11 protein-coding genes are annotated in these 14,226 nt (G+C 68.5%); 4 read left to right on the forward strand and 7 right to left on the reverse strand.

The window, feature by feature from the left end; all coding sequences use genetic code 11:
- Position 1: 1 nt before the first annotated feature.
- The 4 genes from AB8M46_RS27145 to AB8M46_RS27160 form a co-directional block, all read right to left on the reverse strand.
- Entirely contained in the window at positions 2–769 is a 768-nt protein-coding gene (locus AB8M46_RS27145; protein WP_394362079.1) for a MoaF C-terminal domain-containing protein, read from the reverse strand.
- Between the two features lie 40 nt (positions 770–809).
- The gene (locus AB8M46_RS27150; RefSeq protein ID WP_037337016.1) at positions 810–1,790 is read right to left on the reverse strand and encodes a helix-turn-helix domain-containing protein; all 981 of its coding nucleotides are present in this window, start codon (positions 1,788–1,790) and stop codon (positions 810–812) included.
- An 81-nt stretch (positions 1,791–1,871) separates the two neighbouring features.
- Positions 1,872–2,354 carry a hypothetical protein gene (locus AB8M46_RS27155; RefSeq protein WP_378428906.1) on the reverse strand — a complete coding sequence of 161 codons (483 nt, stop codon included), beginning with the start codon at positions 2,352–2,354 and terminating at the stop codon, positions 1,872–1,874.
- A 90-nt stretch (positions 2,355–2,444) separates the two neighbouring features.
- The gene (locus AB8M46_RS27160) at positions 2,445–3,356 is read right to left on the reverse strand and encodes a DUF5937 family protein (protein ID WP_394362080.1); all 912 of its coding nucleotides are present in this window, start codon (positions 3,354–3,356) and stop codon (positions 2,445–2,447) included.
- 412 nt (positions 3,357–3,768) lie between these two features.
- On the opposite strand from AB8M46_RS27160, the gene AB8M46_RS27165 reads away from it, so the two are divergent.
- The gene (locus AB8M46_RS27165; protein ID WP_200882696.1) at positions 3,769–4,038 is read left to right on the forward strand and encodes a lactococcin 972 family bacteriocin; all 270 of its coding nucleotides are present in this window, start codon (positions 3,769–3,771) and stop codon (positions 4,036–4,038) included.
- Positions 4,039–4,092: 54 nt separating this feature from the next.
- On the opposite strand, the gene AB8M46_RS27170 is transcribed toward AB8M46_RS27165, so the two are convergent.
- The gene (locus AB8M46_RS27170) at positions 4,093–5,427 is read right to left on the reverse strand and encodes a cytochrome P450 (RefSeq protein WP_394362081.1); all 1,335 of its coding nucleotides are present in this window, start codon (positions 5,425–5,427) and stop codon (positions 4,093–4,095) included.
- A 130-nt stretch (positions 5,428–5,557) separates the two neighbouring features.
- On the opposite strand from AB8M46_RS27170, the gene AB8M46_RS27175 reads away from it, so the two are divergent.
- A complete protein-coding gene (locus AB8M46_RS27175; protein ID WP_125736978.1) occupies positions 5,558–6,838 on the forward strand; it encodes a hemolysin family protein in 1,281 nt (426 codons plus the stop codon).
- 63 nt (positions 6,839–6,901) lie between these two features.
- Positions 6,902–8,581 (forward strand): dihydroxy-acid dehydratase, encoded by a 1,680-nt coding sequence (gene ilvD / locus AB8M46_RS27180; protein WP_394362082.1) that lies wholly within the window; start codon positions 6,902–6,904, stop codon positions 8,579–8,581.
- Between the two features lie 83 nt (positions 8,582–8,664).
- On the opposite strand, the gene AB8M46_RS27185 is transcribed toward ilvD, so the two are convergent.
- Positions 8,665–10,473: a DUF262 domain-containing protein gene (locus tag AB8M46_RS27185; protein ID WP_394362083.1), complete on the reverse strand. Its 1,809-nt coding sequence runs from the start codon at positions 10,471–10,473 to the stop codon at positions 8,665–8,667.
- A 263-nt stretch (positions 10,474–10,736) separates the two neighbouring features.
- Here AB8M46_RS27185 and AB8M46_RS27190 point away from each other — a divergent pair, with 263 nt between their 5' ends.
- Positions 10,737–11,849, forward strand: coding sequence for a helix-turn-helix domain-containing protein (locus AB8M46_RS27190; RefSeq protein ID WP_394362084.1), 1,113 nt, complete (start codon positions 10,737–10,739; stop codon positions 11,847–11,849).
- Between the two features lie 3 nt (positions 11,850–11,852).
- Here the strand turns inward: AB8M46_RS27190 and AB8M46_RS27195 are convergent, their stop codons facing one another.
- Positions 11,853–14,165 carry a LuxR C-terminal-related transcriptional regulator gene (locus tag AB8M46_RS27195; protein ID WP_394362085.1) on the reverse strand — a complete coding sequence of 771 codons (2,313 nt, stop codon included), beginning with the start codon at positions 14,163–14,165 and terminating at the stop codon, positions 11,853–11,855.
- Positions 14,166–14,226: the final 61 nt, after the last annotated feature.

Consider the following 14,226-nt stretch of genomic DNA (forward strand, 5'->3'; position numbering starts at 1 on the left):
CTTAAACCGGTTGCGCGTCGGGATAGGCGACGGCGCCGAGTGGGTAGATGTGCCCGCCCGCGCGGGAGTGTTCCGACCGGCCGTCGCCGGTCAGGCCGAGGAAGACGCCGGTGGTCTTCAGCGCGTAGCCGAGGTCGTGCAACCACACGCTGGCCACGGCGATGCGGAATTCGCGGAAGCAGAACAGGTAGAGCCCGTCCTGGAACTTCCACACCGTCGACAGGTCCATGTCCCCGTGGCCGCGCTGCACGCCTTCGAGGCATTGCCAGGCATAGCGTTGCGAGGACACGTACACGTGCTCGTAGAGGTGTTCCGGGCTGTAACGGTAGACGTTGCGCTTGCCGATCAGGTCGCGCGACGGGCCGGGGACCTCGCCGGACGGCGTGCCCGCGTCGGTCGTGCCGGACCAGAACGTCTGGGAGACACGGGGAACGCCTTCGACATCCTCGGCACCGATGACCGAGCGCACGGCGAGCGCGCGGTGCGTCGTGGTGGAGAAGACGACGGTGAGCGCTTCCCCTTCGACGCTGGTGTGTGGGAGATTGACGAAGAAGACGTCTTCCTGGACGGCGACCGCGTCGTACGGATCCTTGATGCCGTTGCAGGTGACGGTTTCAGCGTCTTCGAACCGCAGCGCGAGCGTCTTCCCGTCGTCGAGCGTGACGGTGAGCTCGCGTCCCGACAGGTCCGCGTTCGGCAGGCGGTAGGTGGCTATTCCGGCGGCGAACTCGTCATAGGTACGCCACTGTTCCTCGGGTGCTTCGGGCATGCGGTCATCGTCGAGGCGACCGCCCGGGAAGGGCCAGCTGTCACGCGCTGGGCGGCAACAACCGATCGCTCACGGTCAAGCCGCGTCGCAGTTCACTCGGCGAGCAGCCGAATTCCGTCTTGAACACCCGGCTGAAATGCGGCGCGTCGACGAAACCCCACTTCGCCGCGATGGCCGCGACGGGCCGCGAAGTGTGCACGGGGTCGAGCAATTCGCGGCGGCAGTGTTCGAGGCGGCGGGTGCGGATCCAGCCCGAGACGGTGGTGCCCTGCTCGTGGAAGAGGCCGTGCAGATGCCGGGTGGAGATGTAGTGCTCGGCGGCGATCTGCGCCGGACCCAGGTCGGTGGAGGAGAGGTTCGCGTCGATGTAGGCGAGGACGCGGCGCATCAGTTCGTGATGCGGCCCGGCGCTCGTGCGGGCGAGGTCGAGCTCGCTGGCGAACAGGGTGGCGAGCAGATCGACCGCGGTATGTGCGAGCCGGACGCCCGCCGGCCCGCCGAGCTGGTCGAGGTTGCTGCCGAGCTGCGCGAGGAAGGGCACCACCACGTTGCCCATGCCCCGCTTGCCCGACATCGGCACCGCCGTCAGCTGGCCGACCAGGTCGCGGGGGAGATCGATGAGCCGCTGCGGGAACATCACCACGAGCGTGCGGAAATCCTCTTCGAACGCGAGGGTGTACGGCCGGTGCGTGTCGTACAACGCCACGTCGCCGGGACGCAGCATCGCCTCGCGGTTGTCCTGCACGAGCAGGCCGGTGCCGGACAGGATCAGGCTCAGCTTGTAGTAGTGCCTGTCCGCCCTCGCGATGAGCTCGGGGGTCCGCTCGACCACGTGCGCCGACGCGGTCACCTCGGTCAGCTGCACGTCGTCGGCTCCGCACGAACGGATGCGGCCGCGGAAGTGGTCGCGGTGCTCGCTCGTCACGTGCAGCGGCACGAAGGATTGTGACACCACCGTGCGGAAATCGGTGAAATCTCGCGCGACCGTGGTGGTGGTCGGGTCGGCGGTGGCGGTGGTCACGGGGGTCACCTCGCAGCATCGGGGGGTGAATTTCATATACGATAAGCGATACGATGCTGCCGGGCAATGATCGCGGCGAGGTCAGTCGGCGAGGCGGAACAGGAGGGTTCCCGGGTCCACGTCGACGGGTACCACCGTGCCCGTTTCGTAGCGGCCGACGTCCTCGGTGAGCACACGCGCACTGAACGGAGCCACGCCCGGACCGGTCACGACGAGGTCGACGTCGTCCGCGGGCGTGCTCACCTCGCCGACCCAGATCCGCTTGCTGGAAACGACTTCGGCGGTCGCGCGGACACCTTTCCGGTCCAGTCCGCGATGGGCCTCCCTGGCCTTGGCGTTCTGCCAGAGGTGCGAGCCGACGGTGCCCGCCCCGCCGAGGGTGAACACGGCGCCCATGGCGACGACGACCAGGCCGTCGTCGTCGCCGGGATCGAAGCGGGTGCTGATCCAGAGCAGGGCCGGGCCGATCAGGACCAGCACCGTCATGAAGAAGCCCAGGAGGCAGCCGATGACCGTGAAGGTGGGGAGCTCCGGGGCTTCCTTGCCTTCGCGGTCCGTCTTCACCGGCGTGAGGTTACTGGCCGGTTTTCCGTGCCGGTTCGGTAAAAATGCCCGCGACCTCGTGATCAAGTGAAAGGGTGGAACCGGCGCTCGTCAGTTCAGATGCGGTTGCCGTCCGTGGAGTAACGCGGTGCCGAGCGGGGTGATCGCGTGGATCACCATGTTCTTGTGGCGGCGACTGGTGATCAGGTTGGCGTCGCGGAGCGCGGTGGCGTGGCGGCTGGCGGTGGGCAGCGGTGTGGCGGCCCGGCGGGCGAGTTCGGTGGTGGTGGCGCCGGTGCTGTCGAGAGCGCGCAGGATACGGGTGCGGGTGGTGCCGAGCAGGGCGACGATCGGATCGCCGGCGCGTCGGCGATCCGGTTCCACCGGGGTGATGACGTCGGGGGCGAGCGGCACCGAATAGACCAGCACGGGCGGAAGTGCCGGGTCGATGAGCGTGGTGGGGTTGGGGCCGCGGCCGAAGACCACCGGCTGCAGCAGCAGGCCTCTTCCGTCGAGACGAACGTCGTGGTCGAAGAGATAATCGATGCTCAGCACGGGAAAACGCCATGTCGCCGCTGGGCTCAGGGTGCTCAGGACGGCGTCGATGCCTTGATCGGCCATGAGTTCGGCGCGGCGGGTGTGATCGTGGTGCACGGTGGTGGCGACCGCGTCCCAGTGCGGGGCGAGGCAGGTGTGGAAGTACTCCCGCAGGGCGTTGGCGACCATGCGCAACGCGGGTGGCCGCCCTTCGGCGAGGTCGACGGTCCAGGAAGGGAGCGGCCGTTCCTCCGCCAGGTGCGCGAAGTCGGCCGCCAGCCGGGAACGTAGCGTGCTCAGCAGGGTGTCGATGCCCTCGCACAAGGTGCCCCCGCCAGGCGGGGTCAGGAAGTCGGGCGAGGAGCCTGACGCGGGAACCAGATCCAGCAACGGCCGGGTGGACGGTGTCAGCCGCCGCTTGGTCTGGCTTCTCCAGCCACCCAGCACGACCTCGGTCCGGGGTTTACGCAGTAAATACACACTCATGAGGACCTCCCACAACGGATCCGGGCGTCGCGCTATCCGGATACGGGCCAGGTCCGCGAGTGTGAAATGGATTCGCAGCATTCCCTCTTCCTCCCCCCGCCTACGACGCTACTGCGGAAAACATGATCGTTGCCACCGTCGTCGCGCCGTGACGCGCGGGGAATTGGCCGCTGATCAGCGTGTTTGCGGCAGGATGAAGACGCTTTCCCCTTCTCGGTGAGCCGTCATAGTATTGGCGTCGAATTCGCGAGTGGGGGTAAATCGCCTTACTGGCTGTCTTCTTCCCATGTATTCGATTCGATGGCGAGGGATGATCATGAGAATTGTGACGGGAGCATTACTGGGATCGAGTTTGATGGTGGCGGGTCTGTTCGGGGCGGCGCCGATGGCCTCGGCGGCTCCGACGGAGAGCGTGAGCGTTTCCGTGGCGCTGAGCGACTCGGTGCCGTTCGCCTGCCAGAACATCAGCGGCGGCACGTGGTGTTACGGGACCGAATCGGCGGGCAGTGGCCAGAAGAAGTGTTACTCGCACTATCTGCACCCCACCAAGCGGCACAGCGCGACCGCCATTCTGGGCTCCAGGCAAAGCAAGAAAACCGCGAATCGCGGGCAGTGGGCCAAGGCCGAAGTGATCGGTTCCAGTAGGGACACCTGCAACGCGTACTACAACTCCGACGCGTGATCCGACCTTCGCGGGGTGCCGGACCACCGGGTTCGTCACCCCGCGAAGACGGGTTCAGATGAGCGCGGCGGGAAGCGTTTCGAAGCCGCGCAGGATCCGGGTCTCCCGCCGCCGGCCGCCACTCAACAGCCGCAGGTCGGGGAAGCGCTCGAAGATCGACCGCAGCCCGATCTCGCCTTCCATGCGCGCCAGCGAGGCGCCGAGGCAGTAGTGCCGCCCGGCGCCGAACGACACGTGGTCACGCGCGTTCGCCCGAGCGACGTCGAAGACGGCCGGGTCGTCGAAGATCTCCGGGTCCCGGTTGGCGCCCGCGAGCACGGTGCTGACGATCGCCCCGCGGGCGATGGGGGTCCCGCCGATCTCGGTGTCCTTCGCGGCCAGCCTGCCGGTGAGCAGGACCGGCGGGTCGTAGCGGAGGACCTCGTCGACGGCGTTGCTCCACAGGTCCGGATCCGCCCGCAGTTTCTCGAGTTCGTCCGGATGCCGGGTGAGCAGCGCGATGCCGTTGCCGAGGAGGTTGACGGTCGTTTCGAAGCCGGCCGCCAGCACGAGCCCCGCGGTGGCCTTGAGTTCCCGCTCGGTCAGGCCGACGCCGTCCTCGCGTGCGGCGATCAGCTTGCTGAGCAGGTTGTCGCCGGGGTTCGCCCGCAGCTTCTCCAGATGCACGGTGAGCCACGAGTCGAATTCCGCCAGCGTCGCTTCCACCGTCCGGAACGTCCGCCAGGGCAGGCCGAGGTCGAGGCTCGGCGCCGCGGCTCCGCCCAGCGCGAGCACCTTGTCGCGCTCTTCCGGCGGCACGCCGAGGATCTGACTGATCACGGTCACCGGCAGGAGCCCGCAGTACTGCTCGATGAGATCGACCGGGCTCGTCGGGTCGAGGCCGTCGAGCAGTTCGTCGGTGATCGCCTGCGTGCGCTCGCGCAGTTGCTCCACCGCGCGGGCGGTGAAGACGCGGGTGACCAGTTTCCGGTAGCGCGTGTGGTCGGGCGGTTCGCTGGCGAGCAGCGACGGTGGCTCGATCGGATGGATCAGACCGGACGACGACCAGGCGACGAGCCGGTTGAGCAGCGGGTTGTCCGGGACGAACCGCACGGTCTTGAACGCGTCGCTGCCCAGGATCTCCTTGCACGCCGAATGCCGGGTGGTGACATGCCCGACCCGGGTGGTGGCGATGGCGCCGTGCGAGCGGATCTCGTCGAACAGGCCGGTCAGATCCGCTCCGCCGCTCGCCTCGACGGACAGCCTGCCCTGGAGATCGCCCCGGCGCGCCGCGGCCCGCAGGGCGACCCGGGGCATGGCGTGGCCGATGCTCCAGCGGGTGACTGGTTTGGCGATCGCCTCCGCCTTGTGCCGGAAGGTCCGGGCGGGGGCGGTCTTGAGTGCGAACATCAGGACTCCGTCCGTGCGGGTTCCCTGCGAAGGTAGCGGAACGACGTGTCAGTAGCGAGCGGCCGCGATATCTGCGGACCCGCCTCCCTCTCGGTAATGTTCTGCACTTCGGGCGGGCCGGGGAGTGCTTGTGGGCGGCTACGGGTTCGACATCGCGCTGGTCGCGGTGCTGGTGGTGCTCAACGCGGTGTTCGCGGGCAGCGAGATGGCGCTGATCTCGTTGCGCGAAGGGCAGCTGCGGGCGTTGGAACGCGACGGCCGCGCGGCCGCCCGCACGCTGGTGCGGCTGGCGCGCGACCCGAATCGCTTCCTGGCGACGATCCAGATCGGCATCACGCTCGCCGGGTTCCTCGCCTCGGCGACGGCGGCGGTGTCCCTCGCGCAACCACTGGTGCCACTGCTGGGTTTCCTCGGCAACGCCGCCGGCGCGGTGGCCGTCGCGCTGGTGACGATGGTCCTCACGTTCCTGACCCTGGTGCTCGGCGAACTGGCCCCGAAACGGCTGGCCATGCAGAACGCGCTGCGGTGGGCGTTGCTGGTGGCGCGGCCGCTGAACCTGCTGTCGGCGATCTCGCGGCCCGTGGTGTGGGCGCTGAGCGTGTCGACGAACTTCGTCGTGCGGGCACTGGGCGGCCGCGCGGAAGCCGATCCGGACCAGATGTCGCCCGAAGAGCTCCGGGAGCTGGTGTCCGCGCAACGCGGCCTGAACGCCGAACAGCGCATGATCATCAACGGCGCCTTGGAGATCCACGAACGACGGCTGCGGGAAGTGCTCGTGCCCCGCCGGGCGGTGCTGACCCTGGCCGCCGAGCAGGACCTGCTCTCGGCACGCAGGCAGCTGGCCGAATCCGGCCACTCCCGGGCGCCGGTCGCCCGCGGCGGCCATCTGGACGACGTCGTCGGTGTCGTGCGGTTGCGCGACCTGCTCGGCGACCACGAAGACCTCGCCGAAGTCGTCCGGCCGGCGGTGGTGTTCCCCGATTCGTTGCGGGTGTCGGACGCCATCCGGAGTTTCAAGGCCGAACGGGAGCAGATGGCGCTGGTGGTCGACGAGCACGGCGCCGTCGCGGGCATGGTCACGCTGGAGGATCTGCTGGAGGAGATCGTCGGCGAGATCTACGACGAGACCGACCGCGACGTGCTGGCCGTGCGCGACGGCAAGGACGGTTCCCTGGTCCTGCCAGGCACTTTCCCGGTGCACGACCTCGTCGACGTCGGGGTCGAACTGCGCGACGCGCCGCCGGGGGAGTACGCGACCATCGCCGGGCTGATCCTCGTGATCCTCGGCCGGATCCCGGAGAAGCCGGGCGACCGGGTGGTGGTCTCCGGCTGGACGGCCGAGGTTCTCGGCGTGGAGCATCACGCGATCACGCGGGTGGCGCTGCACCGCGGGCCGGCCACGGAGCGATGAGTTGCGCCGGGCGCGCGGGGTTGGCAGCGTGCCCGGTGTCCCGCCACGAAGGAAGGTGCCCCGATGCCGCAAGACCAGCCGGATTTGAAACCTCGTTCGCGCGACGTGACCGACGGCTTGGAGCGCGCGGCGGCCCGCGGGATGCTCCGCGCGGTCGGGATGGGCGACGACGACTTCGCCAAACCGCAGATCGGGGTGGCGTCCTCGTGGAACGAGATCACCCCGTGCAACCTGTCGCTCGACCGGCTGGCCAAGGCGGTCAAGAACGGAGTGCACGCGGGCGGCGGCTACCCGCTGGAGTTCGGCACGATCTCGGTGTCCGACGGTATTTCCATGGGACACGAGGGAATGCACTTCTCGCTGGTGTCCCGCGAGGTGATCGCCGACTCCGTCGAGACGGTGATGATGGCCGAACGGCTGGACGGCTCCGTGCTGCTGGCCGGCTGTGACAAGTCCTTGCCGGGCATGCTCATGGCCGCGGCCCGGCTCGACCTCGCTTCCGTCTTCCTTTACGCGGGCTCGATCATGCCCGGTCAGGTCGACGGCCAGGACGTCACGATCATCGACGCGTTCGAAGCCGTCGGCGCGTGCCTGGCGGGAAAGATCAGCCGCGCCGAAGTGGACAAGATCGAGCGTGCGATCTGTCCCGGCGAAGGAGCCTGCGGTGGCATGTACACCGCCAACACGATGGCGTCGGTCGCCGAAGCGCTCGGCATGTCGCTGCCCGGATCGGCCGCCCCGCCCGCGGTCGACCGGCGTCGTGACGGTTTCGCGCACCGTTCTGGGGAAGCCGTCGTCGGAATGCTCCGTCAGGGCATCACCGCGCGGCAGATCATGACCATGGAAGCGTTCGAGAACGCCATCGCCGTCGTGATGGCGCTGGGCGGTTCGACCAACGCCGTCCTGCACCTGCTGGCGATCGCGCGCGAGGCGGAGGTCGATCTGCGCATCGACGACTTCAACCGGATCGGCGACAAGGTCCCGCACCTCGGCGACCTCAAACCGTTCGGGAAGTACGTGATGAACGACGTCGACAAGGTCGGCGGCATCCCCGTGGTGATGAAGGCGCTGCTCGACGCCGGGCTCATGCACGGCGACGTGCTCACCGTGACCGGGAAGACGATGGCCGAGAACCTCGAAGGCATCGCGCCCGCCGGGGTCGACGGCGAGATCATCCGGCCACTCGACCGCCCGATCCACAAGACCGGCGGGCTGACCATCCTCAAGGGCTCGCTGGCACCCGAAGGCGCGGTCGTGAAGTCGGCAGGCTTCGACGAATCGACGTTCACCGGTACCGCGCGAGTCTTCGACGGCGAGCGGGCCGCTCTCGACGCGCTCGCCGAGGGCCGGATCGTCGCCGGGGACGTCGTCGTCATCCGCTACGAAGGCCCCAAGGGCGGCCCGGGGATGCGGGAGATGCTCGCCATCACCGGCGCGATCAAGGGCGCCGGACTCGGCAAGGACGTCCTGCTCATCACCGACGGCCGGTTCAGCGGCGGCACGACGGGGCTCTGCGTCGGCCACATCGCCCCGGAAGCCGTCGACGCCGGGCCGATCGCCTTCGTGCGCGACGGGGACCCGATCACGCTCGACGTCGCGAACCGGACGCTGGAGGTCGAGATCGACGACATCGAGGCGCGCAAGGAGGGCTGGGCTCCCAAGGCGCCCGCGTACACGCGCGGCGTGCTCGGCAAGTACGCCAAGGTCGTGCGGAGCGCCGCGCACGGAGCCGTGTGCGAGTGAGGTGACCAGCGGGTTCGTACGTGTCCATGAAGGAATTGGGACACTGAACGTCCCAATTCCTTCATGGGACGGACAGAGTCGCGCTACACGGGGCGTGTCCAGACTTGTTTCGCGATCCGGGAAGCGAGGGCGTGAGAGCGTTCCTCGATGTCTTCCTCGGTCCAATGAACCTGATCGGCGAGGAGTTGCTTGTTGAGCATCAGCACGCTGTGCTCGGCGATGCCCTCCCGCTTGCCTTGGTGCTGCTCGTTGCCCGACCAACCGCTGTTCGAAAGGGCAGGGTTCAACCGACTTGTGAGCAGAGTGAGATTTCCGAGCTTTTGTACGCGATGGTCGCGGCGCAGTCGGCTGTCCGCGTCGTTGGCCAGTCCGGCGCTCCAGTGCTTCTCCCAGCTGACAGGCATGATGTGTTCGATAGTGAGGCTGGCTCGTGGACAGTGCGCGTCCTCGCTCTTGGGAGACCGGTAGCTGTCTTCCAGAGCCTCCAGGATCATGCGCCCACGTCGCCGGGGGATCATCACGGAGTAAAACCGAATCCTCCGCAGGCTGTCGATCACCTCGACATCGAGCGGCCATCGCCGCGAGTCGCCGGTCTGCTCGGCTAGGAACCTCTCGGTCGCGTTTCCGATGTCGTGCGGTTCTTGGAGCTCCAGATGTTTGATGAGCTCGACGACGACACTGTTGGTGTCGGCCAGGGTCGTGCGGCACAGCATGCGCCTGACCAGCCAACTTTCGACGGCCTTCAGTGCCTGGTCGCGCGCTGGCGGAGGCACTGACGAGGCCGGTCGCAGGAGCCAGAGAAGCAAGGGCATCGTGGCGGCGATGTCCATCACTTCGATTACCCGGTAATGAAAAGTGCCGGGTGTCGAGTACGGTGCAAGGTTGTCGAGTTGCCGGTAACACTGAGCATCGCTCTTCAGTTCCGCGAGAACTGTCCGCACATCCTCCGCCGGTGCGAGGACGTGATCTCGGAAGTCCGCGAAGATCCGATCCGAGGGAACCAGGTGTGCTCGCCGCATCGTGAGCCAGTAGTTGAGGAAGACATCGATCCGTGGCCTGTTCAGGCGGCCTTGACGGAGCTCCTTACGCCAAAAGTCTCCGGATACGGCCTCCCAGTAGTCCCGGTCGAGTTGCTCCGTGTCCAAATGCTGTCGTTCGGCCGCCTGGAAAACGGCATTCTTCACCAAGTCTGCCGCTAGGAGCGGACTGCCACGGTCATTGAGTGCCTCGAAGATCGCTTGGGCATTGTCTCCAGGTTCGAGATCGATCACGACGAGCTTGAGATGCCGCGCCAGCGTGGTGGTGAGCGACCTCAGTCGATCACTGGCTTCGTCCTCGCCGCGTTCGAGGGCCCAGTTCCGAATACGCTCGCGCAAGAAGACGATCGCTTGGCTCACCCGATGTTCGCCGGAGTCGTTCGCCGGATCGTCATCCATGGCGTCCTGGAACGGTGCTCGGTCGGCCAAGATCGGCCATACCTTCAGTAGCTCGTCGTCCTCCTCGATGATGTGCTCAGGATTGCGGACGAGGGCTTTGAGCAAGGCCGCGTCGCGTGAACGGCCATACTTCTCGGCGACCTGACGTACTGCGTTGAGCAGCAGTTGCAGGGTGATCAAGCGCTGCTGGCCATCGATAACGTGCCGCACCTGGATGTATCCAGCGGGATTTGGCTGCTGGTCGAGGACGACCGCTCCCAAGAAATGCGCGGGCACCTCGGGGTGGCGAGCGAGGTCCTCGCCCTCAAGAAGTTCTTCAGCGACCGCCCGGACGTCTGCCCACAGCGGCTCCCACTGCTTTTCGATTTCCCACACATAGGGCCGCTGGAACACCGGGATCACGTAGCGAACCTGCGGTTCGAACAGTTTCTGCGGCGTCAGTGTGTTGGCCTGCACTGGATCTCCCCTGAAGCATCGACTCGAGCTAGTTGCCAGTCGCTCGATCGCCACGGGGTGTTACGTTCAGATGGATAGCTGGCTGCTTCAGATGGATCACGTTCTGTGTTCAACGGTGAAGTGCGCTCCGGCGCAGGAAGCCTTCACGAACGGGTGATGCGTAGGCCCGCCAGGCCCGAGTACGTAATTCACCCGATGTGCCCCGCTACTCCGGAGTAGCAGACTCGGCGGCCCGACGATTCCCGCTGCTCCGGAGGTCGACGATGACCGCGTCCTACGCCCCAGCCCGCTCCGCCGCCCTCGTGATCGCCCGCGTGGTCGTGGACGGGATCCGGCATTCGCTGCCCGAACACGCGCCGCTGTTCGACGCGCGTGCCACGGAGTTCGTCGCCTCGGTACTCGAGCGCGACGGGATGAATCTCGGCATCGCGGCGGGCGCGGACGCCTTCCGCCAGGTCGGCGTCGCCGAGTACGCGGCGGGCAAGGAGCTGGACCGGCTCTCCCGGGCCTACCACTCGGCGGGCCGCGGCGCGCTTCCCGTGCTGGCGTCGTTGTCGCGGCAGCCCGGGGCCGGGTCCGGTCTGATGGACACCGGGGTGGAGGCGCTGCTCCGCTGCTCCGACGTCCTGATCCGGCTGTCCACCGCGGCCTACCGCGCCGCGCACACGCCCTCGGTCGCTGAGCTGCGCCGTGACCTGCTTAAAGAGATTCTGAGCGGCCGTCCGCCCGCGAAATGGGCGGGACTCGCGGCCGAGGCGGGCTGGGTGCCGCCCGCGCGAGTGGTGGCCGTCGCCGCCGAACCCGGCGCCGTCCGCGCCTCGTTCGGGCCGGAGGTGCTGGCCGACCTCGCCGGCGAGTACCCGCTCCTGCTCGTGCCCGACGACGTCGAGATCGGCGGCGTCCTGGCGGGGACGCGGGCGGCGGTCGGGCCCGCCGTGGCACCCGCCGACGCCGCCGTGTCCCTGCGATGGGCGCGCCGGACGCTGGAACTGGTCCGCCGTGAGGTGATCGAGGACGGCCCGCTCGTGCGCTGGTCGGATCACCTCACCACACACTGGCTGTTCGCGGACGAGGTGCTCACCACCGCGCTGGTGACCCGCAGCCTGGCGCCGATCGCCGACCTGCCGGTCAACGAGCGCACCAAACTCGCCGAAACCCTCGACGCCATGCTCTCCGCCCGCGGCGGGGCGCCCGAGATCGCGAACAACCTCGGCGTGCACCCGCAGACGGTCCGGAACCGCATGCGCCGCCTGCGGGTCCTGTTCGGTGCCCGGCTCGACGACCCGCAGTCCCGCCTGGACCTGCGGATCGCCCTGCGCGCGGACCTGCTCACGACCGAACCGGCCCGGCAGCCCGCCCCGATGAAGGTGGCGTGAGCGTCAGGCGGGGTCCGCGGACCGGGTCACCCAGGTGGCGACCTGGACGCGGTTCGAGTAGCCGAGTTTGGTGAGGATGTGGTCGATATGGGTGTCCACCGTGCGCCGGGCGATGCCGAGCCGGTCGGCGATCTCCTGGTTCGTCAGGCCCTCGGCGATCACGTGCGCGATCTCGGTCTCCCGTTTGGTGAGCACCTGCGCGGTCTGTTTCCGCGGGCCGGGGGTGCGTTCTTCGAGGGCGTACGCGATGGCGTCGCGGGTGGGCATCGCGGCGCCGTCGGCGAATTCCTTGACCGCGACCTCCCATCCAAGCGCGGTCGTCACGGTGTCGGTGTCGGCGAGCAGCGGTTCGGTGAACGCCTCGTACCGCGTCGGCCAGGCGCCGACCGTGCGCCAGACGTTCATCGAGGCGCCCTGCAGGATCGCCGCCCGGTTGGGGCGTTTGGTCCGGGCCGCGCAGCCCGCCATGACGGTGAGCGTGAACCCGACGACGACACGGTCGTCCACCCGCTCGTGCAGGCGCAGGATCTGCTCGCAGCAGCGTTCGGCGACGGCGATGTCCCCTTGCAGGTATTCGGCTGCGGCACGCGACCACAGTGCCCAGCCACGCCAGAAGACCTCACCGCGCCGCTCGCAGCGTTCGACGGCTTCCGCGAGCACCGCCCGGCCGCGGTCGATGTCGCCGTTCAGCCAGACGGCGAGTCCGTGGTTGTAACTCGCCCAGAGGTCCCCGCCCTCATCGCCGTGCGCGCGGAACAGGTCGATGGCCGTGCCGAACAGGCGTGACGCCTCGGCCATGTCGTTGCCGATCAGCGCGGCGTAGGCGCGGACGTGAAGCACGTACGCGGCGGCGAGTTCGTCGCCGCTCGCCTCGGCTTCGGTGGCTGCTCGCTCCAGCATGCACCGGTGGGCGGACATGTCGCCCTGGACCACCGCCAGGAAACCGGAGAGCCACAGCCCGTGCGCCCGCTCCGGGACGCCCGGTGCCGCGGCCTCGTCGAGGCGCCGGACCCACATCCGGCCTTCGGTGTTGAGCCCGCGGACGATCCAGAACTCCTTGACGTCGCGCAGCATCCGCAGCCCGACGACCGCGTCCTCGGGGGTGCCCGTGCAGTAGTCGAGGGCGACGCGCAGGTTCGCGTGTTCGCGCCGCAGCCGTCCGATCCAGCCGAGCTGATCGGTCTCGAGCCATTCGGTGGCGTAGCGGCCGGCGAGTTCGGCGAACCAGTCCCGGTGCCGTTTCCGGAACTCCGCCGTCCCGCCCGTCTCGCTGAGCCGGTCGACGCCGTACTCGCGCACCGATTCCAGCATGCGGTACCGCACCCCGCCGGGGTATTCCTCGCGCAGCAGGATGGACTTGTCGAGCAGCCCGTCGACCACTTCGAGGACGTGGTCGCGCGGCAGTTCGCCACCGCTGCAGACCTGCTCGGCGGCGTCGAGGTCGAAACTGCCGGAGAACACCGACGCGCGGGCCCACAGCAGCCGTTCGGGCCCGGTGCACAGGTCGTGGCTCCAGTCGATCAGGGCCCGCATGGTCTCGTGCCGCTCCGGCCGCCCCCGCCGGTCCTTCGTCAGCACCGAGAACTGCCGGTCGAGGCGGTCGGCCAGCTGGCGGACGGACAACGCCCGCGCGCGCACGGCCGCCAGTTCGATGGCCAGCGGCAGCCCGTCGAGCCTGCGGCACAGCCGGATCAGCGGTTCGACGTCCTCCTCGGTGAGCTGGAACGACGGCGCGACGGCGGTCGCGCGATCGACGAACAGGCGCACGGAATCGTCGTTCATCACGCGTTCGAAGGAGTCGCCCTGTTCCGGGATCGCCAGCGGCGGCACCGGCAGGACGCGCTCGCCCGCCACGCCGAGCGACTGCCTGCTCGTGGCCAGAACGGTCACCTGGGGACAGGCCCTGACCACGGTGTCGGCGAACCAGGCGCAGCTGTCGACCAGATGCTCGCAGTTGTCGAGCACGAGCAGCAGACGGCTCGCCTGCAGGGCTTCGACGACGACGTCGATGGCCGGTTTCGCCGAGCGGTCGCCGAACCCGAGCACGTTCGCGACCGTCGGCACCAGCAGCGCGGGTTCCCGCAGTTCGGCCAGCGAGACGAACGCGACCTCGTCGGCGGTGGCCTCCCGGTGGGCCGCCGCGATGCGCCAGGCGAGCCTGGTCTTTCCCACCCCGCCCGGCCCCGTCAGCGTGACCAGCGACGATGCCTCCAGCAGGCGCCTCGCCTCGCCGGTCTCGGCGTCCCGGCCCACGTAGCTGGTCACTTCGGTGGGATCGGCCGACCACCCCGCAAGCGAGCCAACTCCGTCCGCCATGCACTCTCCCGCGATCGACCAGCCCCGCGTTCCGTCCGATGTAGACGGAAAACGCCCGGCT

It is taken from the genome of Amycolatopsis sp. SB7-3, assembly GCF_041021335.1.
In the GTDB taxonomy this organism is placed as follows: domain Bacteria; phylum Actinomycetota; class Actinomycetes; order Mycobacteriales; family Pseudonocardiaceae; genus Amycolatopsis; species Amycolatopsis japonica.

Excerpts from the sequence above, each read along its gene's own strand:
- AB8M46_RS27145 (WP_394362079.1), bottom strand. The coding sequence starts at position 769 with ATGCCCGAAGCACCCGAGGAACAGTGGCGTACCTATGACGAGTTCGCC.
- AB8M46_RS27160 (WP_394362080.1), bottom strand. The coding sequence starts at position 3,356 with ATGAGTGTGTATTTACTGCGTAAACCCCGGACCGAGGTCGTGCTGGGT.
- AB8M46_RS27170 (WP_394362081.1), bottom strand. The coding sequence starts at position 5,427 with ATGTTCGCACTCAAGACCGCCCCCGCCCGGACCTTCCGGCACAAGGCG.
- ilvD (WP_394362082.1), top strand. The coding sequence starts at position 6,902 with ATGCCGCAAGACCAGCCGGATTTGAAACCTCGTTCGCGCGACGTGACC.
- AB8M46_RS27190 (WP_394362084.1), top strand. The coding sequence starts at position 10,737 with ATGACCGCGTCCTACGCCCCAGCCCGCTCCGCCGCCCTCGTGATCGCC.
- AB8M46_RS27195 (WP_394362085.1), bottom strand. The coding sequence starts at position 14,165 with ATGGCGGACGGAGTTGGCTCGCTTGCGGGGTGGTCGGCCGATCCCACC.